Raw genomic sequence first — 24,697 nt, forward strand, 5'->3', positions numbered from 1 at the left:
ATCGAAAATGCCTTCCTGCACCTAAAGCGCTGGCGGGGTATTGCAACGCGCTACGCAAAGAATACGGCCTCGTTTCTCGCCGCCGTCCAGATCAGATGCATCGCTCTTTGGGCTGCCATCTTATGACGACACCATCTAACCCTCTCCCAAAGGGAGAGGGGATCGATTGTGCCACAAATTAACCCCCAGCACCTCACCACAACTCCGCACTGGCTCCCTCGCCCTTTGGGTGAGGGCTGGGTGAGGGCTGGGTGAGGGGCTCCAGCAGTGCCCGAGAGATTTGACAAAAGTTGTTATTTATCATTTATTGGTTGCCGCTGGTATTGACAGAAACGTCGGTGAACCAGCCACACCCGCCGTTAAATCAGATATAAAAACTGATTAATATCGAGAAAGTAATTTTTTATTTCAGCAGGAAGGGAATATGCCGCTGCATTTACGCCATTTAGTATTGATACCGCTATTAACGTTGGTGGCTTGCCATCAACCCACCAGCCCAACGCACTCTCTCGTCGTCACGGCTAAAAGCTCACCGGAAGTGGTTAACAACGCCCGGCTGGAAATTTCGCACAGCGCGCTGGAATACAACACGCACAAAATTCAACAGTTGTTGGGCAATAAGGCCACGCTTTGCGCCATCCTGAAAGGGGATGCTTACGGGCACGATCTTTCGCTGGTCGCTCCGGTGATGATCGAAAATAGCGTGCCGTGTATTGGCGTGGCCAGTAACCAAGAGCTGCAAACCGTGCGCGAACTCGGCTTTAAAGGACGCCTGATGCGCGTGAGAAACGCCACCGAGGCGGAGATGCGCCAGGCTACCGACTATGACACCGAAGAGCTGATCGGTAATCTGGAAATGGCCCAGCGTTTGGATGCCATTGCCGCCCAGCAGGGCAAAACCCTGCGCTTCCACTTGGCGCTGAACTCTGGCGGCATGTCACGCAACGGGCTGGAAGTCAGCGATCGCGCCGGATTGTTAGAGGCCAAGGCGATCTCTGCATTGCCTCATCTGAAAATGGTCGGCATCATGTCCCACTATCCTGAGGAAGATGTAGCTGCGGTGCGTAAAGATCTGGCTCGCTTCAAGGTGCAATCCCAACAGGTGCTGGATATCACCGGGATCAAACGCAGCGACGTGACCTTACACGTTGCCAATACCTTCGCCACCCTCACCGTGCCGGAGTCCTGGCTGGATATGGTGCGCGTTGGCGGAGTGTTCTATGGCGATACCATTGCCAGTAACGACTATAAACGTGTGATGACCTTCAAGTCTTCTATTGCGGCACTCAACCATTATCCGAAAGGCAACACCGTCGGCTACGATCGTACTTACACGCTGAAACGTGACTCGGTGTTGGCCAATATCCCGGTGGGTTATGCAGACGGCTATCGCCGGGTATTCAGCAACGCGGGTCACGTGCTGATCCAGGGGCAGCGGGTGCCGGTGGTGGGTAAAACCTCGATGAATACCGTGATGGTGGATGTGACCGGGCTGAAAAACGTCAATCCTGGCGATGAAGTGGTGTTCTTTGGCAAGCAAGGCAACGCGGAAATCACCGCCACCGAAGTCGAAGACATTAGCGGTGCGCTGTTTACCGAGATGTCGATCCTCTGGGGGGCAACTAATAAGCGCGTATTGGTCGACTAGATAAAAAATTGGCAGTGGCTAACACCACTGCCAATCCCAAGGCTGATTATTGGTAGGTAAAACTCATCTGAACCACGCTGCGAAACGTACCTGGGCCAGTATTGCCGGTGCTGATCACCCGCCCAGCCAGCGCATAGGTTGCTTTGTGTAGCGCGTCGACGGCCACCGTCATTGAGCTACCGTCCCCTTGTACCAGACTTTTATTGGCTGCCTGCGCCATCTGCACCGCCGCGTTGATGGCGCTACCGGCATTGGCAAACAGTGTCGCATCCGTACTCACGCGCGTGCCGCTGAAGGTCACCTTCGCCGAGGTGGTACTCACCGGGCAATTGACCAGCTTGACCTCAAATGGCATCCAAGGGGATGCATTACCCGCAGTAGTCAGATCGGTGGCTCGCAACTGGCCGAAATCCACATCCTGACTTACCGAGCCGGTGTCTACCGTACAAGGGGTAGCGACTACAGTGCCGGTAAGATTCAGGTCCGTAGCCTGAACCGCGCTACTTGCCATTCCCACAGCAATGACAAACCACATCCGTTTCATCAGTTCGCTCATTCAGGCTCCTCTCCTCCTTACGAAAACAACAGGCTTAGTTATAGGTAAAGTTGGCTTGTACCAAGGCAACGATAGTGCCCGGAATCACATTACCGGTTGCAGTCACGGCGCGGGCACTCAACGGGAAGGTCACGGTTCCGCCTGCCTGCACTGGTCGGGTTACCGAGACGTTGTTACTCAAAATCGTACCGAGATCGCTAATGGAAAGCTCCACCGCCAGTGGCGTTGCTGCACCGGTATTCTTGTACATGGTGGTTTGTGGTGCCGCAGCCGCCGTGCCGGTAAAGGTTACCGTGACGTTGCTGGTCCCCAGCGGGCAGGCGGTGAGAGAAAGGTTAAACGGCGTTGGCGTAGTACCAGCGCCGGCCGTGGCCAAGGTGGTGGCCTGAATATTCGTCCCGAGGTCAACGTTAAGGTTGCTATTATTATTGTTCACCACACAAGGTGAGGCGACAACTTTACCGGTTATATTGATATTCACCGGATCTGCCATGGCAGCGTTGTAGCTAGAGGCCATTACCAGTAATGCTAATGTAGAATATTTAACCAACACCTTCATGATAATCCCTTTTCATTTATTTTCAGTTGCTGTCACTATGTTGCTCCCATTGAGCAACACTTATCATTTTGATAAAGTTTGTCTAATCTCTCATTGGTAAGTTAGATTCAACGTCGCAATAGCATTTGCAGAACCAGCCGTTACCGTAGCTTTTGTCTGATAATATCTCGCCGTGAACGGGAATGTTTCCTGCCCACCTGACGACGTTTTCAATACCATATTATTGTTCAACTGCATTGCAGTACCGTTATAAAGAATCTGAATACCTACACCTTTCGCGACACCAGCGCCACCTGCGTTAGTTAACTGTAAAACCCCCGAAGCACTGCTATCCGTATTTTGAGTGCCATTCAATTGAACATTAATACGGGCCCCCGCATTACATTGTAACGCCACGTTAAAGCTAGCGGGCTTAGCTATACTCCCTACTGATGTAAGACTACTGGCCATCACGTCATCCAAGGGAACTAGAATACTCGACGAATTGATGGTGCAAGCCGTAATTAGCAGATTCACGTTAGCACTTCCATTCCACATTATCGGTAAGTTCCATGACCCACTCTGACCGTTTAAAGCATATGCGACAGTGACTTGTGGTATATACGTAATAGGACCAGATGTTACCGCGGTAGCCAGTTTTACAAACTCTACAGAAGAACCAAACGACATGGCAGGTCGATTATTTGCAAGAATATGACACGTGTAGTTTCTCACCGAATTCACAATATGATCGTCAAACTGCACTGGACAAAATGAAGAACTGCCAGAGTTAATAGCAAAGTTATATCTAACACCCACACCTGGATTATTGGTTGGATACACATCGGTGTATCCTGGAACCGGAGAAGATGCGACACTCAACGTCAAATAAGCATCCCTATCCGCAGCACTATCACCCACACATGAAAACTGATAAGCACCTGTTACACCAAACTTACTACTCCCCCAACTGCCAATTGGTTGATCTCGTTGATAAGTTAAATTGCCTGAAGGGGACCAGTTGCCACCTGAAGAACTCGTGCAAGAAGCAGCCATAGACTGCTGCCCCCAAGATACTGCAATGAGAAGCAACATAAATTCCAAGTATCGAAAGAATTTGCTATTTAACATTTCATTATTACCTACATTGCCCGTTTAGAGTTTGAATACCTGTCTCTGTTTTCTGATTGACCAGGGAATAACTCACCTGACACTGTTGTGTAGCCCCGTTACCCCATTTGGCAATTAACTTGCCGCTGTCTGCCAGGCCAGTTAGATAAACTTGCCCACCATCACCGACGATAAAGCCCTGGGTAGTTTTCTGCGCAGGATCGGTCACGATAGCCCCGAATGGCAGCGGTGCTCCGTTTTGATCTAACAGGGTCATCATCGCCCGTTGACCCACGTTAGCTTCAAAGTTGGCCCGCACTACGGCGCCTCGAGTCGGCACCACATTCTGCGTTGTCAGTGCCAGTTCCACATTGTCCGGCAAGGTTTCGGTATTCAACTGCACCTGATTTTTCCGGTACGGTGAGGTGTAGGGCACAATCGCATAACCACGCCAGTCGGTTTTCACCCCGGTCTGATTACTTACACCCACACCAGAGGCTCCCGGGGCCTGAACCAATGCGATGGTTTCTCCCATCGGCTGGCCGAAGGTGACACCGTTGGCGTGCGCCACAATACCGCCCTGCAAGCCGTAATTCAGACGCTGGCTGTTGCTGTCATAGGCATAGCCAGCGCTCACTTCCCCGTAAGTACCGCGATAATCGGCATTCAGGTTGCCGCTATTGCCCACGCCTTGGCTGCCATACCCCTCCTGGGCACTCCAGCTCAGATTGTTATCCGTCAAGGCAGTGCCATTGAGGCCAACGTTGTTGGTCGTCCCACCTTTCTGGCTGCTGTTGACGTTGTAGGAAGCATAGGTATTGCCCAACCAGCGGCTCAGCGGCACGCTGACGTTAAAGGCAAACACCTGGTCACGGTCATAAATTCGACCGCTGGTGACACCGTTATTACTGCTCGCCGTCGCGTTCTCGTTATAGCTGTAGTTAAAGCCGTAGCTGATACCGTTCCAGCTGTTGTTGTAACCCGCGCCAATCGAACGCATGGTGCGATCGCTGTTCCAGTAATCCTCACTGATCCAGCTCACAGACAAGGCTCCCGCCCCCTCCCACAGGTTCTGACTCATCGTCAATTCGGTGCGGTTACGCTTGCGTTCATTAAGCGGCTGGCTATTTTGTTCCCGATAGGTATCCAGCACTTCTTGCAGGCTGTAATAACCGTCGGTTGAATAGCGGTAACCGGCAATGGCAAAGTTGGTCCCGGTCTGAATAATGTTCTTGCTGTAGCGGATGCGCCATGACTGACCGCTGTCTTTTGGCCGCTCCTGCATGGTGGACCATGCCTGAGTGACATCCGTTGAGATAGCACCAAAGTCACCGAGGTTTTTACCCAGCCCCAATGCCAGTGACTGATACTTGCTGGCAAACTGCCCACCGCCATAAGCCGTCAAACCACGTGGCAAACCGTAGATCGCCGTGCCCTGGCTGAACGAGGTTTTATCCACGCTACCGTCATAAGAACGATATTGCCCGCTGGTCACCGAGTACTTCAAGCGGCCTTCACGCTGCAACACTGGCAAGGAGGCGAAGGGCACCACCAACAGCTGTTCGCTGCCGTCCGCTTCCTTGATCGTGACAAACAAGTCACCGCTGCCCCCGGTCGGGAACATGTCGTTAATTTCGAATGCGCCTGGAGCCACATAGCTCTGATAAATCACATAGCCGTTCTGGCGAATAATCACCTGAGCATTAGTGCGCGCAATGCCTCGCACTACCGGCGCATAGCCTTTCAGGCTGTCCGGTATCATGTCATCGTCCGAGGCCAGCTGTGCACCACGGAACGGCACGCTATCGAACACGTCGCTCGGAGAGCTGCTATCGCCAAGTACCAACTGGCTTTTCAGCGCAATAATGCTGCGGGCCGCATAGGAGTAAACCGTGTCCCACTTATCCTGACCATTACTGTCACGGTTCCAGGTGGTGTAGTTGCGCAGCCGCCACGGCCCGATGTTGATACCTGGACGCAGGTTGGCATATTGGCTATTGCTGTCGTTACTGTCACCGTTACGGGCATAGCTGTTGGCACCGCTCAGGTTATAGTTGAGCAATAGCGCCGGAATACCCTCATCCCACTGGCTTTCGGGAACGTAGCCGCGCGCCTTCTGAGAGATGGCCGCCTGTGGAATACTCAGTAATAGCTGCTGCGCGCTGAAACGGAACTCGGCGCTGGCCTGCGGAATGCCACTCAGGTCGGCGCACTGCGCCTTGGCATCTCCCAATCCCGGGAACAGATCGGTCTTCACGCCCATCGCATTTAGCTGAGCCACGCTCAAACAGGGTTGCAAACTCTCCTTGCCATCCGCACCTTTAAGCATGCGAAACTCAACGTCACTGGTCCCCTGCTGCTCATTGTTGGTGTAAATATCAACCCGGTAGGTGCCCGGTGCCTGGTTGGCCCCATCTTCAAATACCGTCAGATCGGTACTACCCTGATGTGGGTTGTCGATTTCAAGCATCAACGGGTTAAAGTAGTCGCGAGCCTGCACCCCAAAAGAAGTGCCGCCCAACAAGGCCAACTGTGCGGCAATCAAATAGGCCAGCTTGCTGATACGCGAAGGCCGGGCATGTTTGCCCTGACTCGTGTGGTTATTCATCCATTTTACTCCGTTACCTACAGGGTGAGGTGACTACCCTGTGTCCTGTGCCCCACCGCCTGTGGGGAAACCTGCTGACTGCTGCTGACTTAGAACGAGCCCACGTGCTCATTACCCACGCCGCCATAATCACTGATGATTTTCCAGCTCACACTGCCGCTGCTCACACCGGCTGGCAGGGCAAAGCTCGCAGAACTCATCGGGGCGACGTAGGTGACTTCTTTCACTTCCTTGCCCGCGACTTTGATTTCCTGGAAATTCATGTAGAACGGTGTCGGGTTACTCACCTGCAGGCTATTGCCGCTACGATGCCAGGTGAGTTTTTCAGCCGACTCTTCGGGTACCCCTTTCAAGCCCTGCGGGCGATAAATCAGCTTGATGCGTGTCTTCACCGCAATCTGCAACGTGTTCTGATTGGACTCTTTCGATACCGACGGGATCGACTTGATGTTCATCCAGTACAGCGATTCTTTGTCTGACGGCAGGTTGCCGCCCGCACGCACCACGCGCAGTACGTTTTCCTGCCCACCGTCCAGACGGAACAGTGGCGGAGTGACCATAAAGGGGGCTTTCTCAGCGCCGCCACCGGTAGTCTCTACCCAGCTCTGAATGAGGTATGGCACTTTGTCCGGGTTGCTGACGCTCAGTGAAGACTCCTTCTTGCCGCCGTCATAAATCAGCCGCGTACCGCCAATCACCACACCGGCCTGAGCCACACCGGCAGTCACCAGCAATGCTGCCAGCAGCGTGGTAGGAATAAATTTCATATCAAGATCCATAAACAAAGGGGAAAAAGCCGGCAATTTATCGCCGGCCCGGATTAACCAAGTCATGCCCTATGGGCAGTGCGGAACTTAGTTGTAGTTAACGGTGAAGCTGGCCATTGAGTTAGCCGGGCCTGCCGTTACGGTGGCTGCGGTAGCAATATAACGAGCAACGAAATCCAGGTTGTTGGTTACGCTGCCTGACTGCAGAGGGTACGCCATAGATGCGGTGTACAATGGCAGTACGCTGTTTGAAGCATCAGCCAGTTGGATACCGACGCCAGTTGCCACGCCAGACTCTTGAGTCAGGGCCAACAGGGTGGTGTCGCCGTTCACTGAGGTACCGTCAAACTTCACGCTAGCGGTGCTAACGGTGGCTGGGCAGTTGGTCAGTTGCAGGGTGAATTTGGTGGCAGCAGCTGTAGAACCCGTACCGGTAAATGCAGTTTTGGCCACTTTGCCCAGCACCACGTCCAACGGGTTGCTTGGGCTATTAACGACCTGGCATGCAGCATCAATAATTTCACCGGTGAAATTCACCTGGCCATCAGCAGCAAACGCAGAAATAGCAAATGCAGAGGAAGCCAGTACAGCAACAGCGATCAGATTCTTTTTCATAACAATTTCCTTGAGTGTATTTAACTTGGCACCGGACAATACAAAGCCGCAGTTATCTTTATTAGAGATAACGGAATTTATAATGTCTGAATTTCCATGCCAATTTGGGTTTTTAGCTAATAATAGAAAATACCTAACCAAGAAAAATTTCTTTCTCAGCAAGGCTGCAACATTCAGGCTAATGGTGCAAAGCAGTTATTAATGACCTCACCCCGTTATCGCCTAAGAACATTCTCGGATAAATTTAAAATCTCCTCAAGGTGTTTTTGAGTGTAATTTTACACTCATAACAACCATTAAAATAAACACCACAGCACTTATCTCAGTAACTTTTATTTTATAAAAATCAGCACATTATCATTAACACTGTCAGAAGATAAAAATAGTTATCATTTAATGGGGAAAGCGACAACAGGGCGAGTAAGACTGACATAGATAGACCTGTGCGACGCTCGGATCGACACAGGTTTTGAAAGAAGAAATAGTTAACTCGGTTTTAATACTTAAGAGGTAAGTGGCAAACTTCCTTCAGAATACCATTTTCAAGTTTCACAACCCCCCCTTGCTTAAGCTGTGACAGGATTTTCATAATGCTGCTGCGCGACAAGCGCGTTTTTTGCTGAATATATTGTACGGCAGAAATGTTGTCTCTGAACTCTGTGGGTTCATCCATCAACTCCAACAGTTGAAAGCGCAGGATCTCATAGGCAGTCGGCGAATTGAGGTAGCTACTTAACATAAAAAACCGGTTGGTGACCCGGTAGATATGCCTGGATAACAGCTCCCACAGATTGAGACGAGCGATAATTTGCCTGATCTCATGAGTCGTGACGGTGGCTATCTCTGCTCTGGTGTGCGTTTGTAAAAATAACGCACGGTTAGCCGTTAAAACGCCACCTATCCCGATGATGCTAGGCACATACATGGTGTTAATCAAAATTTCATCAGGCCCATGATGAAGTTTACAAATGCCGCTGCGTATCAGATAACAGTACGGTCCTCCTTCTTTAAACAGGTAAAGGCGGTTTCCGGGCAGGACATCATCAAAAGTGGCATAGGGGCTCAGTTGTTCAAACAGTTCGACCGTTGCAGCAAAGTCATCGGTAGCATGGTGATCTTGTATGCTCATAAAACCTGTCAGCGTAGAATGTTAAGTATTGTGTTCTGCTTTTAATCTAGCATATCAACACCTGCTACGCGCAACCCACATCACATTGTCAAGTAACAACCTTGGCACGTTAAACCCAGCTGCCGAGATTTAAACATTCTTTGAATATATTGGGGATAATGAGCTGATTTTTTAACAAGTTGAGCAAAGACAGCAAGTCTTGATCGGTACCAAGATTAAACTTCTTCATAATAAGATATTTATGTGAACTCACCGTCTTGGTGCTGATCTTCAGCTTTCTGGCGATGGCGTGGGTTTCCTCCCCCAGATAAAAACGCGTAGCAACGCTGACCTGTTGTAACGTTAACGTTTGGTGATTACAAACCAGGCAGTTTTGTTTCGCGGGATTTTGCTGTTCTAGCAGGCAACGCTGTCGACCACGAAAAACCTGTTCAGCTATTGTAGCCCGAGAGTCCGACCGATTGATAAATACCGTATTGGAGAGACATAGGGGCAGCCCACCATTGGTAGAGATTGGACTACCATCATATACCCCAATCACCAGACAGCCCTGTTGACGCATTTTCATCAACGGTTGACAGAGAAAACGCTCACCGGCAGAGAAACTCTTGACGATGATGTTAGCTTGCATAACTGAGTGACTATCCATTACGCTAAAATGGAGCTTTTCACTCCCCCCGAATAACTCCGTCAGAAACCACTCCATACCGGCACGGTACAGAGTATAGCCATCATCAAAAACAACGTTCAATTTAAATATCCTTTAATGAACTCATCCAGTCAACTTAACTCAATATAGTTAAGTTTAAAAAAAACAATATTATAAAATAACGAGATTATTCTGATGTGGAATAGTTGGCTTCTTCAAGTTTTTTCTGGGTGTAATTTTACACCCTCAAACATCTTTTAAAATTAATTAAAATTAGCATAATTCTTCCTCTGAAAACTGTCTGCACTTTGCGGTGTAGGCGTGCGTGTACCACGGAAGGGGATTAAGGTGAATCACGAAATAAAACCTTGTATTACATATGATTGTGATATGACAAAGAAAAAGCCCTTGGCCGAAATCGAACTGCTCCTGCAGCATCTCACGCCACATGCCAACAGAGTCGAAACAAAAAATAGACAATCACTAAACTACATTGCCGGTGGGCAGCATCACTGCTTTTTGCTGCACAAAGGTAGCGTGACGCTGTATCGTAACGTTGATGGCATGGTATTAAATTCTGAGTCCGCACCGTACATTTTTGGCATCAGCACGCAGCTTTTAGAGTCTGACTATCTCTACATCCGTACCCAAGAGTCTTCAGAAATCAGCGTGTTGTCGATTGAAGAAGCCAACAAAATTATTGCCAGAGAAGATCTGTGGCAAAGTTTATCGACCCTGCTCATTTATACCGCAACCAGGGTGTATGACCACTGCACCAAGATTTCCTCACTCTCTTCCTATGAGATTATTTGCTATCAGCTGTATGAGTTAATGAATGAAACGGCAGAAGTCAGAAACAGCGTCAGTATCGTTTCCTATATCAAGAATAGGACCTTTCTCTCACGCAGTAGCATCATGAAAATCCTGGCACAGCTAAAGACCGGGAATTATATCGTGACGGAAAAAGGTTTATTGAAGGCGATAAATAACATTCCAGCAAGATATTGATCCTGCCAACTAAAAATATTGGATAACGATTAGGCATCACCGCAGAAAGAAACCTGAACGACAGTGCTCAATGGCTGAGGTTGGCGACAGAGACAATATCAGTAATGTTAGCAATGGCTTTAAAAATCGGTGCTTCATCGCTGAGATCGGTGACAATCAAATCAATTTTTTCCAATTCAGCGGCTTTGTGCAAATGCGTTAAGCCAAACTTGCTGTGGTCGGCCACGATAATCACCTGCTTGGCCTGCTGAATGACGGCTTTTTTAGTATAAGCATCGGCCTCATTGGGCAAGGTAATACCCAAATCCAGGTCGATACCTTCAGTACCGACGAAGGCAATATCAAACTGAAAATCTTTAACATATTCTATGGCTTGCGGCCCAAGAAAACCTTGGGAGAGTTCGCGATATCTACCCGGAATGGTGTGTAACGCGATGCCACTAAATTTTGATAGTGCATTTAAAGCCAGCAGCGAATTGGTATAAAAGGTGCAATTTTCCGTGCGGAAGATCTCTTTTGCCACCGCGAGCGTGGTGGTTCCGGTCTCAATAAACACTGAGCTACCGGGCTTGACCAACTGTTTACAATGAGTGGCAATGCGTTTTTTCCCATCGGTATTGGCTTCTTCTTTCAAAGCCATAGGGTACTCAGAAGTGCTCATTTCACAAGACATTGCCCCACCATAGGTCAACTGCACAGCTCCATTATCCGCCAAGGCTTTCAAGTCACGGGTAATGGTCATGGTGGAAACATTCAGCTTCTGGGCTAGATCCTTAGTCAGCACTTCGCCATTAACTCGAATATATTCAAGAATATATATTTGTCTTTTGGTTTGCTTCATCTAGCCGCCTCTAGTCAATATTATCCTGAGATGTTACTCACTAAACGTTGATATGACAACAGGTTACCCTGGTGCACCGAATTATTGGTGTTGATAAGAGAGCCAATTCTCATAATTTTGTGACACCTATCACACAATGTAACTTTCTCAACAATTTTTGTGATCCAGCTGCCATCCAAGACCAAAACTACAACACAGAATAACATTTTTATATTATTTTGTTGTTTAGTGATGTTTTGTGTTTTCAGGTAAACGCGATGGTTCAACAGCATTGGCCTGACAAACCCACTCATCAGCTTAAAAAACTACCGATCTGTTAGTTCGGCAGGGAGCAGTAAGATGAAAACAACAGGGTGCAGACAACCGCCCGCATAACTACATAGTCATCTCAGGTCTAAAAATTAATGCTGACTAGCTAATTTCATATAAAAATCAGAACTTTAATCATCAGGAAGGGTATTTTATGGGTAAATATTCAGAAATGTCCAGGCTGGCCGTAGAGTTTCTAGGTGGCGTTGAAAATATTATGCACGTAACGCATTGTGCCACCAGGCTACGCATCGATGTTGCCAAAAAGAGTAGCGTTAATGTCGAGGCATTGAAGCAATTACCAGACTGCGCCGGAATTGTTAACAAACAGAATCAAATCCAGATCATTATCGGTCCAAATGTTAACGATGCTTTTAATGATTTTATTGATGTTTCAAAATGGAAACCAAGTGGGAATGTCGAACATGCTATAGCCGAAGATAGCGATGAGCCGCATAATGCCAACTACTATCTGAACAAATTTGGTAACTTCGTCTCCCCTATTTTTATGCCAGTCGTACCGGCAATGATTGTTGGCGGCATGATCCTTGCTATACGTAACCTGTTGATGAACTACTTCGGTATGGACATTAATAGTGGCACTGCGAATATTTTGCTGGCCATTTTTCAGGCCGGTTTCACGTTTCTACCTATTTACATTGGTTACACCCTGGCATCCCAACTAAAAATGCAACCCATCATGGGAGCATTTCTGGGTGCCGTCTTGCTGACTGAGAGGATTAATGATGTTGCCGGCTTGAACTTCATCGGCATCAACATCCCACAGATATCTTATGGATCAACGATCCTGCCAGTGATCCTGGGTGTCTTCTTTATGTATTATGTCGATAAACTCCTGAAGAAAATCATTCCGGAATCGTTGATTTACTTTGTTAAACCACTGCTTACCATGGCTATCGTGGTGCCGGTTCAGCTCATTGTTTTAGGCCCGCTGGGTATGCATATGAGCGGTGCAATCGGCAACTTCTGCATTTGGCTAGGTGATACCGTTGGTTTCCTTTCTCAACCGATCCTCGCAGCCGTTTATCCTTATATGGTTATGCTAGGAATTGATAAGGCCATTTCACCAATTTCTATTCAGTTGATTTCTACCCTGGGTTATAACCCGGTAACGGGTACTATGGGCTTTATTTCCAACCTGTGTATTGGTGCGTCAGCACTGGCGGTAGCTACCAGTATCAAAGATAACAAAGCACAAAAAGGGATGATCGCTTCCTTTGGCATCACAGCTTTATGTGGTGTAACTGAACCCGCATTTTACGGCAGCCTGATTTCACGACCTAAGGTGTTGATTGGCACTGCGATTGGAGCGATGAGCGGCGGGCTCGTGGCCGGGCTGATGGGGTTGAGATCTTTCGTGGAAGGCGGTTGCCCCGGCCTGCTGACATTCCTGTTCTTCGTGGATAAAAGTGGCAGCCTGCATTATGTCATTATTGCCGCCATTGTTGCAGCAGTATCAATTGTGGTCTCATTTTTATCCGTACGACTTATTTTATCGATGGATGCAAAAAAATCCAAGCCAGTCGTGGCCAGTGCATATTGATGCCGGTTGTCCTCGCTATTTGATAACAACCTTCAGCGAATAATTTGCCAATTTCAGTCAACAAGGATTTCAAAATGAAAGTATTAGTAGGGCAATTCGTCACAGAATCCAATGCTAACATCCCGATTAAAAACAAGATCACGGACTTTGTTTTAGCCTTTGGTGAGGATTGCATCAAAAAAATGCATATTGCGGATGTCTTCAGCGCAGCAGGGATACAACTGATCCCGGCTATTTATGCTGATGCAGGCCCTTCAGGCGTGATAACCAAGGATGCTTTCAGCTATATCGAGTCCTGTTTTTTACGCACGGTTCAGGACCATGTTGATGAGATTGATGGGATTTTCCTGATGCTGCATGGCGCCAGTGAGGTTGAAGGCATCGGCTCTGGCGACCATCGCATCTTGCAAGGGATAAGGAACATCGTCGGCCCCTATATTCCAATTGCCGTAGCCTGCGATCCTCATGGCAATTTATGCCAGGAATATGTCCGTTCGACCTCCTTGATCCGTAGCTTCAGAGAGTCGCCACATACGGATAACCTGGACACGATTAAAAAAGTAGCCGGTATGCTCTGTGAACTACTCAAGAAACGCCAAAATATCCACTCGGTATACCGCAAGTTACCGTTGATTTTAGGTGGCGAACAAAGCGTTTCTGCCGATGAGCCGGTAAACAGTATTAACCGCTATTTGAACCAACTGGAGCAGGATCCGCGTATTTTGAGTGCCAGTTGGCATGTGGGATATATTCGTCATGATACCCCAGTGGCAGGCTGCGGGATTGTGGTCGTTCCCGCAACGGAACAAGATCAGTGCTATGCCGAAGAGGTGGCCGACCAATTAGCCGACTACGTTTGGCATAAACGCCATGAGTTTCACTATACCGGGCTGACTGCCAAACCTGAGCAAGCCCTGGAAATGGCACTTCAATGCGATGATAAACCAGTATTTATCACCGACTCGGGCGACAATACCACCTCAGGCGCTACCGGCTGGAATACCTATATCTTGCGGCAGGTGTTGGCTGTAAATCACCTGCAGAAAAGCGTGCTATTCGCCAACATTTGCGATCCACGCACTTATCGCCAACTGGAACAGCTTGCTATCGGCACTGAAGTTAACATCAGTTTAGGTATGAATCATGACGAGATGTCAAAAAGTGTTGAACTCACGGTTATTTTGCGGGCTAAAGGCGAGTTGCGGGGCTATATGTTACACCCACACGATGCATGCTATGGGCATAGCATCACCGTATCGGTGAAAGGCACTGCCATTGATATTTCAATCGCCAACACTCGACAAACCATGGCAGAACATCACCAGTTTGTTGGCGCAGGCTTAAATTGGGACGATTACGACATCATCGTGGTAAAACAAGGTTATATCTTCCCTGAGTTGAAGGAGAAGGGGAAACTCTCTGTTATGTCCCTGACGATGGGAGCAACGCCACAGGATACACGTTCAATTCCGTTTAAACGTATCATGCGTCCCATGTACCCAATCGATGACATTTAAAATGATACCACTCTATTCAGATAAGAATGTGCATAGCAACAGAGGTAAAAATGAATAACCATAAGATTATTTTAAAGAAAATCAGTCAGCCTGAGAAAGATTGTTCTGGGGTCCCCATCGGACTCACCAATGACACCATTGAGGAAAGAAAAAATAAGGTTCTGTGCCTCATGCAACAGCGTGGGCTTGAGCAACTGGTGATTTATGGTGATGTAGAACACTGTGGGAACTTTGAATACCTGGTTGGCTTCTTTACCCGTTTCGAAGAGGCATTATTAGTCATTAACGCCGATGGTGAAATGACATTGGTTTTGGGTAATGAAAACCTCAATAAGGCAGCGAAAGCCAGGATAAAAGCCAATGCGGTCCATCTGCCCCATTTTTCACTACCGAATCAACCAAATCGTACAGACAAGTCAATCAGCGAGTTACTGGTTGAGGCTGGGATACGAAAAAATGCCAGAACTGGCTTGGTGGGTTGGAAAATGTTTACCCGCGGCGGTGAAGTTAACAAGAAAATTTATGACCTCCCCAGCTACATTGTCGATGAAGTTCGCACCCTGGTTGGCTCGGAAGATTGTTTATCCAATGAAACGGACCTGTTTATCGGCGAAAATGGTAGCCGCACGGTCAATAATGCCAATGAAATCGCGCATTATGAATATGGCGCAGCGTTAGCCTCCGACTGCATTCTGGATGCCATGAATAAACTGGCCGTCGGCGTTGACGAGCAACAGCTAGGGGATTGTCTGGTTCGCGCTGGGCAGCATACCAATATCGTGACGATAGCAACCAGCGGTCCACGCTTTATTAACGGTAATTTATTCCCGACCGACAATACCGTTAAATATGGTGACACCCTATCTCTGACCGTAGGATATCGTGGCGGGGCCTCCAGCCGCGCGGGCTACGTTGTGCATGGCAACGATCTCTCATCAAAAGAGGCGGCGAACTATCTTGATGAGGTCGCTATCCCTTATTTCTCAGCCTATACACACTGGCTAGAGGCGATCGCCATTGGTATGCCAGGGGGGCAACTGTTTGAAGATATAGACCGCGTATTACCACGTAGTCAGTACCACTGGTCCTTGTGCCCTGGGCACCTGACTGCAGAAGAAGAATGGATGTCTTCACCCATTTATGAAGGCTCGCAAGAAAAGCTGTTAAGCGGCATGATCCTGCAAATTGATATCATTCCGTCAGTCCCAGGTTTTGGCGGTGTATCTGCCGAAAGCACCGTACTGCTGGCCGATGAACAGCTGAAGTCAGATATACAGATACAATACCCGGAACTCTGGCAGCGGATGCAACGGCGCAGAAGATACCTTATCGAAACGTTGGGAATAGCGCTATCGGCGGATATCCTGCCGATGTGTAGCAGCGTAGCCTATCTGCGACCTTACTTGTTGGATAAAGAGTATGCCCTGGCCTGCCATGATGGCGTGTAGGGGCGGACATGTTCTACCAAAGGGGTGCCACATTGCGCCCCTTTTGGTCACACGATTACTCGTCGAAGAACCAGTACCCCTGGTTAACCAAACCGGTTAACTCAGCAACAAACGCCGGATTTTGCAGCGCCTCACCCAGTTCTGCCTTACCGATAATGGTGTAACGGCACAGGGCATCGGCAGCCTTGGGGGCAACCGTATCCAGGCGTTCGCTGTTGATAAAGAAACTGCCGCCAACCTCCAGCACTCTTAACCCACTCAGGCGAGTCAGCACTGCACCGTCCAGCAGAGCTTCGATAACCTCATCCGGTTCGTAAGGCGGTTGGGCTGGAGCAATATCCAACTCATGGCGCGGCGTGGTGATGAAACGGCCAAACCACTGTTTAAAATCTTCCGGCTGATTAATCATGTCGGCCATCATGGTACGCAGGCGATCGAGTTCGTACTCTTCAACCCGGCCCGGGTGTTCCCGGCAGGTCAAATCGGGATCGCTGTAATGCTCACCCCCGAGATCGTTTTCCAGCGCATAGTCCGCAAAGCTGCTGATTAAATCCCGGCCGTTAGGGCCACGGAAGCCAACGGAGTAGTTAAGCGCGGTTTGGTGGGTAAAGCCGTCGTGCGGGAAGCCCGGCGGAATATACAAGATATCGCCCGGCTCCAGGTCTTCATCGATGATTGGCGTGAAAGGCTCCACGTGCAGCAGCGCCGGATGCGGGCAAAACTGCTTCAGCGGCAGTTTGTCACCCACGCGCCAGCGGCGGCTGCCCATCCCCTGGATGATAAACACATCGTACTGATCGATATGCGGCCCCACACCACCACCGGGTACCGAGAACGAGATCATCAGATCGTCTAAACGCCAGTCCGGCAGCACGCGGAACGGGCGTACCAGTTCGGCTGACGGGGCATGCCAGTGGTTAACCGCCTGGGCCAGCAACGACCAGCCGGTTTCCCCCAGGTTATCAAAATGCTCGAACGGCCCGTGGCTGGCCTGCCATTGGCCATTGGTTTGGCTGACCAGGCGGCTGTCTACCTCAACCTCCATCGCCAGACCGGCCAATTCGTCCGGCGTAATGGGATCGACGAAGTTCGGGAAGGCATTCTTTAATACAACAGGTTGTTTCTGCCAATATTTTTCTAAAAACTCGGGCCAGTTCAGATTCAGTTGATAAGCCATGGGTCCACACCAGTGAGAAGACAAACGGGCCTGATTATAAAGAAGCTGGCCCCCGTGCCGCTTTGTCATTGGTCAATGACTGGGCGTTCAATTGGGCAAAAATGACGCCCCTCACCCCAATCCTCTCCCGATTTACAGTCCGAGATCTCAAAAGCACTGGTGTGGGGAGAGGGAGCTAGTTCAGAGCCGCGGTTAGATGCAGGAGTTAATATGTAGCACATACAGCTCCCTCTCCCTGTGGGAGAGGGTTGGGGTGAGGGGAAACTTGGTAACTTCAAACACAAAAAGCAGGTTGCAGTGGGTTATTCCCCACCGCAACCTGCCTGGTGATTCAGTGCTTGATCGGATATCGATTAATGCACTTGCTTATCATCCACATAAATATGGTGCGCGGAGCGTGCACGTGGGTGGATAAAGAAATGCCCTTCAGGTGCAGAGTCAACGCTAACCGGTACCAGCTTGAGGTTGGTCGCCTTCAAGCGTTTATCATGCAGCGCATAGATAATGAACGGGATAGCCAATACCACCACGAAGCACACGACCAGCATAGTCACATACATATGGTTGGCTTCTAACCCTGCCAGACCAGAAGGTGGGAAGAACGACACCACAAAGGCAACCACAGAGGTGAGCAAACCAATCGAAGCCACGGCCAGTTTAACCATCTTGCCACCCGGAATATTGAACACGCGCTCGTTTTCCGGCTGTTTGCGTACCAGTTGGATATAGCCCAGGAACAGCAGGAAATAGCTGCACAGGTAGATCACCACGGTCAACGCCAGTGCAATCAGGAAGGACATGTTATTGCCGCCCCCGGTGTTGGTCAGGACAATCAACGCGATGGAAGTGATCACCAACTGAGAAATCACCAGTGCGACCGGCACGCCATTCTTGTTCATTTTGGCAAAGCGAGCAGGCAAAATCCCTTGCTGTGCGGTAACCAGCATGCCGCGAGAAGGCCCAACAATCCAGGCAGCGATTTCTGCCAGCACGCCCAACAGCAGCAGTGCAGCAATGACGCGAACAGCCCATTCAAACTGTGGCCCGAAGTGCGAGATCAATACGCTGAAGGTTTGCATCACCCCCGCAGACAGATTGATTTCACCACGAGGGATCACCGCTGCGATAGAAAGCCCACCGACGGAACTCAAACAAATAGCCGCCACCATCAGCAACAGCATGGCAAGCGGGTAGTCCCGGCCTGGGTTTTTCATTTCGTTGACATGAGTCGCCGAGGCTTCGACACCCATATAGCTCAGGATAAACGCTACAAACACCACCAGCGTGCCCATCTGGGTAAAGTCTGGGAAGAAGGTAGAGGCGTTCATTTCAATCGCCAACGGCGCACCGGAATGCAGATAGCTGAAGGCCAGGATCACCAGGATAGCGGCTGGCAACAGGATACCGGCAAAGAAACCTATCTTGGCAATGCGCGCGGTATTTTTGGTGCCACCGAACTGAGTGAATGCCAGCCCCCACAAGATAACCAATGCCGCGACGGTTTTAATCACCGGGTCTTGATTCAGTTCAGGCCACTTGAGGATATAAGACAGCGCCCCCAGCACAAAATACAGCATCGGGATAAAACCGATGGCAATTTGCAGATAGCCAAACGAGATGGCGGCAAAGCCCCATTTCTCGCCCAGGGTTTTAGATACCCAGGTAAAGACTCCGCCTTCCTGCCAACCTTTTACCGTCGCCATTTCTGCGGCACACAGGCCGACGGGAATAAACCACAGGAACCCGCCTAACAGCAGAAAGAAGATCAGAGAAAAACCCGAGGTTGCAAAGGTCGGGTATTCATAAACCGCCATCACCATTGATGCGGTAATAGCAAAAAAGCCTAGCAACGTTAATTGCTTTGGAGCGGCGCTTTTTTCGGTGCTCGCCATAACGATTCTCCTGCCGGAAGAGGTTGCTCTTCTTCAGCGAATATTGGTGGGGAAAAAAGCGGGGCTGGCATCAACGCCGCCCCGATAAGAAACCAGAGTGATTACCCGTGGTTGAATCCGCTGCCTTGCTGCGCAGAGACTGGGTTAACGACCGGATGATTCTCGAATTCAATCAGCGCACGTTTGATATCTTCGATCAGCAGGCAGCCAAGGTCGTAGCTCACGCCGTGGCGCACCAGGATGCGTTGGATCACCAGATCTTCACGGTGTGTCGGCATCGAATAGGCTGGCACCTGCCAACCACGAGCACGCAGTTTTTCCGCCAGATCGTAAAGGGTGTAGCCACCGATCGCCGCGCCGTCTTTCAGTTTCCACGCCAGCGCCGGAATGCCTTTATCGCTGTCACCATCAAACAGAATGTCAAACGGCCCCAGCTTGCCAATCTCTGCTGCCAAATGCTGAGCCGTGGCGTAGCAAGCGTTGTGGATTTTGGCGTAGCCTTCGCGGCCAAGGCGCAGGAAGTTATAATATTGCGCCACGATCTGGCCACCAGGGCGCGAGAAGTTCAGCGCGAAAGTCGGCATGTTGCCGCCAAGGTAGTTGACGTTGAAGATCAGCTCTTCTGGCAAATCCGCCGCTTCACGCCAGACAACCCAGCCTGCCCCCAACGGTGCCAGACCAAATTTATGCCCTGACGAGTTAATGGATTTCACCCGTGGCAGACGGAAATCCCACTCCAGTTCTGGCGAGCAGAAGGGAGCCAGGAAAGCACCGCTGGCACCATCGATATGCATCGGGATATCCAGGCCGGTTTCCTGTTGCAGACGATCCAGCGCATCACTTACCTCTTTCACCGGCTCGTACTGGCAGGTGAACGTCACGCCCAACGTGGGTACGACACCAATGGTATTTTCATCAACGCGCTTGAGCACTTCCTCCGCATTCATGATCAAACGATCGCCCTCTAGCGGGATTTCACGCAGTTCTACGTCGAAGTAGCGAGCAAACTTGTGCCAGCAGATCTGCACCGGGCCACAAATCAGGTTCGGCTTGTCGCTAGGCAGCCCCTGCTCAGCACGCTTTTTGCGCCACTGCCATTTCAGCGCCAGCCCGCCCAGCATGGCGGCTTCAGAGGAGCCGATGGTTGAACAGCCAAGGGTGGTTTCCGGCGTTGGTGAATTCCACAGGTCGGCCAACATTCTGACGCAACGGGCTTCAATTTCGGCGGTTTGCGGATATTCATCTTTATCGATCATGTTCTTGTCGATAGATAAATCCATCAGTTCGCGGATTTCATCATCCACCCAGGTCTGACAGAACGTAGCCAGGTTCTGACGTGAATTACCGTCCAGCATCAGCTCATCGCGGATGGCATTAAAGACGTTACGCGGATTGCGCTCGGCCATTGGGAAAGTGGATGTCGGTAATGCACCCGCCAAATCTACTGACCCGTAAATATCATCATTTTCATTATAAACTGGAGCGGTAGTGACCTTATTCATAATAATAACCCTTTAAGATAGTTCTATTAATCAAGAAATATATTTGCGATATCAGGCAGCATAAATAACGTTATTATTTATCCGTCATATTCCCGCAAAACTTGATAAGGATATTAGAACAGGCCTCATAACGAAGATATAAGAGCTATTGGTAAATACTGTAGGCGCAGGACTACACCTGTAGGATGAGATAAACAGGCGTAGCATGGTTTTGGAGATGACTAGGGGTGGGAAAATGCCTCAATGGCCGCATTCAGCCCCAGAAGCAGCTGTTCCAGGTCGCGCATGCCCTGTTCAATGATGGCCTCATGCTGCTGTTTCGCCAGCGCATTTTCCAGCGCTTCACTAAGCTGATGTAATGACGTTGCCCCCAGCAATTGAGCCGTTCCATTGATGCGATGTAAATGGCGTTGCAGAGTTGGCCAGTCCTGTAATTGGTGTGCCTGCCTGGCCACCAGCAGATCTTTGTCATTTTCCTGCCGGGCTTGCTCGAGCATCTGGCGCATCAGGGCGTTATCCCCCAGGCTAAGCGCCTGTAGCGTGGCCATATCGACAAACTCGCTGAGGGAGACGGCCGGCGAAGGTGCAGCAACACCTTGCAGCGCCGCTTCCAGCTGCGGTAAATCTACCGGTTTAAACAGGCAAAGGTTCATTCCCATCGCCAGGCAGCGTTCTTTCTCTTCAGCCTGGGCGTTAGCGGTTAGCCCCCAGATAATGATCTCCTGGTTGAATTCACGTACCCGGCAAGTCAGCGTCATGCCGTCCATATTCGGCATATTGAGATCGGTGATCAGCAAATCATACGGATTGGCCTCGATCATGGCCAGGGCCTCCACCCCATCAATAGCCTCATCGACCCGATAACCCAGCGTATCCAACTGACGACGGAGCAGTAAGCGGTTGGTGGGGTGATCGTCCGCAATCACAATCCTCAGCGCTTTTGAGCCACTGACGGGCGCTTTGGGCGTGAATGAAACGGCGGTAACCTTATCCAGATCCGCAACTGCGGTGATGAGCGTTACCGTCATGGTCGTTCCCCTGCCCGGCTGGCTTGCCATCTCTATGCTACCGGCCATACGTTCCACCAACTCACGGCAAATCGTCAGACCCAATCCCGATCCGGTCTGTTGTTTACCGCCTTCGGTCTGGCTAAAGGGCTTAAACAGGTGTTGTTGCTCCTGTGGGCCAATCCCTGCCCCGCTATCTTTCACGCTCAGCGTCAGGCGAGTTTGATCGGTGCCCTGCGAGTGCGTTTGCGCGATCACCTCAACCCCGCCCTCAACGGTAAATTTGATGGCGTTACTGAGCAGATTGGCAAGTATCTGCTTCACCGCCTGCGGATCGAGCCACAGCGCCTGCGTTGTTCCGAGGTGGTAGTCTACCGACAGCCGCAGATTTTTCAGCGTGGCCACCCCCTCAAAACTGCTGACCGTCGTGGCTAACAGCGAAGCCAGATCAACCCATTCTGGTGTCAGCTCAAAGTTGCCAGACTCAATTTTCTCCATATCCAGCACATCGCCAATCAGGCCAAGCAATGACTGCGCGGTGGCATAGGCAAGTTGGATCGACTCTTTCTCCTCTGCCGGGCTTTGGCTATGGGTGGTAAGCAATTCCAGGAACCCCATAATGGCACTCACCGGCGTACGAATTTCATGGCTCATGCTGGCCAGGAAGGTGCTTTTGGCCCGATTGGCATCAATGGCCTTGTCTTTCTCCACCTGCAACGCCTGCATCAATTGTCTGGATTCGGTAATGTCCTGCCAGCCGCAAATCAGCGTGGCTGTTGTGTTAGCTGGCAGTTGGCACAGCGTTAACCAGTGCAAAATCAGGCGTTCTTCCGTGCCATTATTCAGCACCAATTGATGAGGGATAACCTGGTTGGCTTGCAGCCCTTGCTGGATTACGGGCTGCACCGCAGCGAAAATGTCTGCCAGCGGATGGCGACGGTCAAACAACGAGTAATGCATCGCGGCATAAAGCTCGGGACTGAAGAAGTCACCAAAAGCGCTGTTGTAGCTTTCGACCTCTCCTTGCAAAGAGATAACGTACACCGGCACCGGGATCGAGTTGAATAAGGTCTGGCGGAAACCAAGCTGATACTCAAGCGCCGCCTGTGCCTTTTTGCTTTTACGGATGGCCCGCAGCAGATAAGCCCCCCATAGCAAGCTGCTGACCACCAGCAACGTTGCCAAAATGATCACCAGATAAAAAGGCCGGTTATAGAGATTCCAGGTGTCAATTTTCACTTCAGGGGTTTTTACCCACTTGCCAGCCAAATTCAACAGCTCTTTGGGAGGAATATCGTCCAGCGCCTTATTCATAATGCTTTGTAATTCTGGCGAACTGCGTGGCACGGCAAAAGAGATCTGGGCAGTGCGTTCATCAGGAATACGCGTGTAGGTCATCCGATCGGGATAATAGTGATCGATGATATAGCGCGCGGCGAGCTGCGTAGACACCACTGCGTCGATTTCCCCCTGATCCAGCATGCTCAGCGCCGCACTGGTGTTCTCTACCTCGATCCATTTCACGCCCGGATATTTGATTTTCAGCTTTTCCAATAACGTATGGTAGGCCGGAATAGCGACTTTCATGCCCGGCTGCAGCTCTATGCCCTGCTTGGCAGCAACGCGGGTAACCATCACAAAAGGGGTGGCTAAATACGGATGGGTAAAGGCAATTTGCTCTTCCCGATCGGGGCTGTAGGTAGCCGAGGGCAGGATATCCCAATCGCCCTTACGCATAATGCCGACCATCTGTTCATTGGAATTGGCGATCACTGGCTCAAAGGTCAAGCCGGTTTGTAGCTGGATCAGGTTAAGGATATCGCCAACCAGCCCACGCATTTCCTGATTTTCATCCACCATGCTGAATGGGGCGTAATAGGGATTAACCAACACACGCAATTTAGGATGCTTTTGCAGCCAACGAGTTTCCTGTGTGGTAAAAGTCAGCCTTTTGGATAAAAAGGCCAGATTGCCCATATCAATCCACGATTGGACAATCTGGCTGTGTAAAGGCTCGGTCAACGATCTGATAAAGCTATCTACGATGTTGACTAACTGTCGCTGGTTAGCGAGCGCAATAAATACGTTACCGCTCTGCGGCTCTCGCCAGAATTTCACCATATCCAGCGTCTGATAGTAATCGCGGGCGATAATAAAACTGGTGGTGAGGTTATTGCCGAAAAAATAGTCGCTCTGTTGGGCGGCAACCGAGGCCAACGCCTGATTTTCATGGGCAAAAGAAACGATGCTGGCGTTGGGAAATGACTGTTTGATAAATGATTCAGACGGAAAACCTTGCGTGATAGCCACCTTGATATTGCCGCTAATATCGTGAAACGGCTTCATCACTTCGGCCTGCCGCGTCACCAGGGTTGGATACCCTCGCACCAGCGGCAAGCTGGTAATAAAGGGAGCCTCTAGCTGGCTTACCCCGGATTGGGCGCTGAGAACGAGATCGACGCTGCCCGCTTGTAATGCAGCCAATGCCTGCGATTCATCGACATAAAGTTTGACGATCACATTGGTATTCAGAGCCTTTCCCAGCAGCGCAAGATAATCCGCATTCATTCCGCGATAACGACCAGTGGCGCTATTTATACTTAACGGTGGGGATTCAAGGCCATAAACGGCGACGGTAAGAGTGTGCTTTTGCGCCAGCCATGCCAGATCGCCGTAGCTGAGAGCGATAGTTGAGGGCGTGACTATGTGATTACTCGTCAGCACCAACGTTATCGGCTCGTTGCTCACCGCCCGTGCAGGCAGCATCATCCATAGCAAAACCAGCCAAAACACCACCACTCGCCTTAACATG

The 24,697-nt window shown here is 50.1% G+C and carries 18 protein-coding genes and 1 pseudogene; 6 read left to right on the forward strand and 13 right to left on the reverse strand.

Annotation, left to right across the window (positions count from 1 at the left end; genetic code table 11):
* Positions 1–126, forward strand: a pseudogene (locus ACRDCA_RS15330) (IS5/IS1182 family transposase); the annotation flags it as partial.
* A 298-nt stretch (positions 127–424) separates the two neighbouring features.
* Entirely contained in the window at positions 425–1,648 is a 1,224-nt protein-coding gene (gene alr / locus ACRDCA_RS15335) for an alanine racemase (protein WP_438690302.1), read from the forward strand.
* A gap of 46 nt (positions 1,649–1,694) precedes the next feature.
* On the opposite strand, the gene ACRDCA_RS15340 is transcribed toward alr, so the two are convergent.
* From ACRDCA_RS15340 to ACRDCA_RS15375, 8 genes are all read right to left on the reverse strand, one after another.
* The gene (locus ACRDCA_RS15340) at positions 1,695–2,204 is read right to left on the reverse strand and encodes a fimbrial protein (protein ID WP_438690303.1); all 510 of its coding nucleotides are present in this window, start codon (positions 2,202–2,204) and stop codon (positions 1,695–1,697) included.
* Positions 2,205–2,238: 34 nt separating this feature from the next.
* Positions 2,239–2,763: a fimbrial protein gene (locus ACRDCA_RS15345; protein WP_438690304.1), complete on the reverse strand. Its 525-nt coding sequence runs from the start codon at positions 2,761–2,763 to the stop codon at positions 2,239–2,241.
* A 90-nt stretch (positions 2,764–2,853) separates the two neighbouring features.
* On the reverse strand, positions 2,854–3,873 hold the full coding sequence (locus tag ACRDCA_RS15350; RefSeq protein ID WP_438690305.1) for a fimbrial protein: 1,020 nt from the start codon (positions 3,871–3,873) through the stop codon (positions 2,854–2,856).
* A gap of 7 nt (positions 3,874–3,880) precedes the next feature.
* Positions 3,881–6,460: a fimbria/pilus outer membrane usher protein gene (locus ACRDCA_RS15355; protein ID WP_438690306.1), complete on the reverse strand. Its 2,580-nt coding sequence runs from the start codon at positions 6,458–6,460 to the stop codon at positions 3,881–3,883.
* An 89-nt stretch (positions 6,461–6,549) separates the two neighbouring features.
* Positions 6,550–7,227, reverse strand: a complete 678-nt coding sequence (locus tag ACRDCA_RS15360; protein ID WP_438690307.1) for a fimbrial biogenesis chaperone — start codon at positions 7,225–7,227, stop codon at positions 6,550–6,552.
* A gap of 87 nt (positions 7,228–7,314) precedes the next feature.
* Positions 7,315–7,842, reverse strand: a complete 528-nt coding sequence (locus ACRDCA_RS15365; protein ID WP_438690308.1) for a fimbrial protein — start codon at positions 7,840–7,842, stop codon at positions 7,315–7,317.
* Between the two features lie 496 nt (positions 7,843–8,338).
* A complete protein-coding gene (locus tag ACRDCA_RS15370) occupies positions 8,339–8,971 on the reverse strand; it encodes a helix-turn-helix domain-containing protein (RefSeq protein WP_438690309.1) in 633 nt (210 codons plus the stop codon).
* A gap of 109 nt (positions 8,972–9,080) precedes the next feature.
* Positions 9,081–9,722 carry a helix-turn-helix transcriptional regulator gene (locus ACRDCA_RS15375; protein WP_438690310.1) on the reverse strand — a complete coding sequence of 214 codons (642 nt, stop codon included), beginning with the start codon at positions 9,720–9,722 and terminating at the stop codon, positions 9,081–9,083.
* 288 nt (positions 9,723–10,010) lie between these two features.
* On the opposite strand from ACRDCA_RS15375, the gene ACRDCA_RS15380 reads away from it, so the two are divergent.
* A complete protein-coding gene (locus tag ACRDCA_RS15380; protein ID WP_438690311.1) occupies positions 10,011–10,628 on the forward strand; it encodes a helix-turn-helix domain-containing protein in 618 nt (205 codons plus the stop codon).
* Positions 10,629–10,695: 67 nt separating this feature from the next.
* On the opposite strand, the gene ACRDCA_RS15385 is transcribed toward ACRDCA_RS15380, so the two are convergent.
* Positions 10,696–11,469: a DeoR/GlpR family DNA-binding transcription regulator gene (locus tag ACRDCA_RS15385; protein WP_438690312.1), complete on the reverse strand. Its 774-nt coding sequence runs from the start codon at positions 11,467–11,469 to the stop codon at positions 10,696–10,698.
* Between the two features lie 463 nt (positions 11,470–11,932).
* Between ACRDCA_RS15385 and ACRDCA_RS15390 the strand changes: the two genes are divergently transcribed.
* The 3 genes from ACRDCA_RS15390 to ACRDCA_RS15400 all read left to right on the forward strand — a co-directional run bounded on the left by ACRDCA_RS15390 (position 11,933) and on the right by ACRDCA_RS15400 (position 16,307).
* Positions 11,933–13,342 carry a PTS transporter subunit EIIC gene (locus tag ACRDCA_RS15390; protein ID WP_438690313.1) on the forward strand — a complete coding sequence of 470 codons (1,410 nt, stop codon included), beginning with the start codon at positions 11,933–11,935 and terminating at the stop codon, positions 13,340–13,342.
* Positions 13,343–13,416: 74 nt separating this feature from the next.
* Positions 13,417–14,859 (forward strand): M81 family metallopeptidase, encoded by a 1,443-nt coding sequence (locus tag ACRDCA_RS15395; RefSeq protein WP_438690314.1) that lies wholly within the window; start codon positions 13,417–13,419, stop codon positions 14,857–14,859.
* Positions 14,860–14,909: 50 nt separating this feature from the next.
* Positions 14,910–16,307, forward strand: a complete 1,398-nt coding sequence (locus ACRDCA_RS15400; RefSeq protein WP_438690315.1) for a M24 family metallopeptidase — start codon at positions 14,910–14,912, stop codon at positions 16,305–16,307.
* A 55-nt stretch (positions 16,308–16,362) separates the two neighbouring features.
* Here the strand turns inward: ACRDCA_RS15400 and ACRDCA_RS15405 are convergent, their stop codons facing one another.
* The 4 genes from ACRDCA_RS15405 to ACRDCA_RS15420 form a co-directional block, all read right to left on the reverse strand.
* Positions 16,363–17,484: a ribosomal protein uL16 3-hydroxylase gene (locus ACRDCA_RS15405; RefSeq protein ID WP_438690316.1), complete on the reverse strand. Its 1,122-nt coding sequence runs from the start codon at positions 17,482–17,484 to the stop codon at positions 16,363–16,365.
* 353 nt (positions 17,485–17,837) lie between these two features.
* Positions 17,838–19,376, reverse strand: a complete 1,539-nt coding sequence (gene gadC / locus ACRDCA_RS15410; protein WP_438690317.1) for a glutamate:gamma-aminobutyrate antiporter — start codon at positions 19,374–19,376, stop codon at positions 17,838–17,840.
* A gap of 101 nt (positions 19,377–19,477) precedes the next feature.
* Positions 19,478–20,878 carry a glutamate decarboxylase gene (locus tag ACRDCA_RS15415; RefSeq protein ID WP_438690318.1) on the reverse strand — a complete coding sequence of 467 codons (1,401 nt, stop codon included), beginning with the start codon at positions 20,876–20,878 and terminating at the stop codon, positions 19,478–19,480.
* 221 nt (positions 20,879–21,099) lie between these two features.
* Positions 21,100–24,678, reverse strand: coding sequence for a transporter substrate-binding domain-containing protein (locus ACRDCA_RS15420; protein WP_438690319.1), 3,579 nt, complete (start codon positions 24,676–24,678; stop codon positions 21,100–21,102).
* Positions 24,679–24,697: the final 19 nt, after the last annotated feature.

The organism is Serratia sp. (in: enterobacteria), from assembly GCF_051654945.1.
Lineage (GTDB): Bacteria > Pseudomonadota > Gammaproteobacteria > Enterobacterales > Enterobacteriaceae > Chania.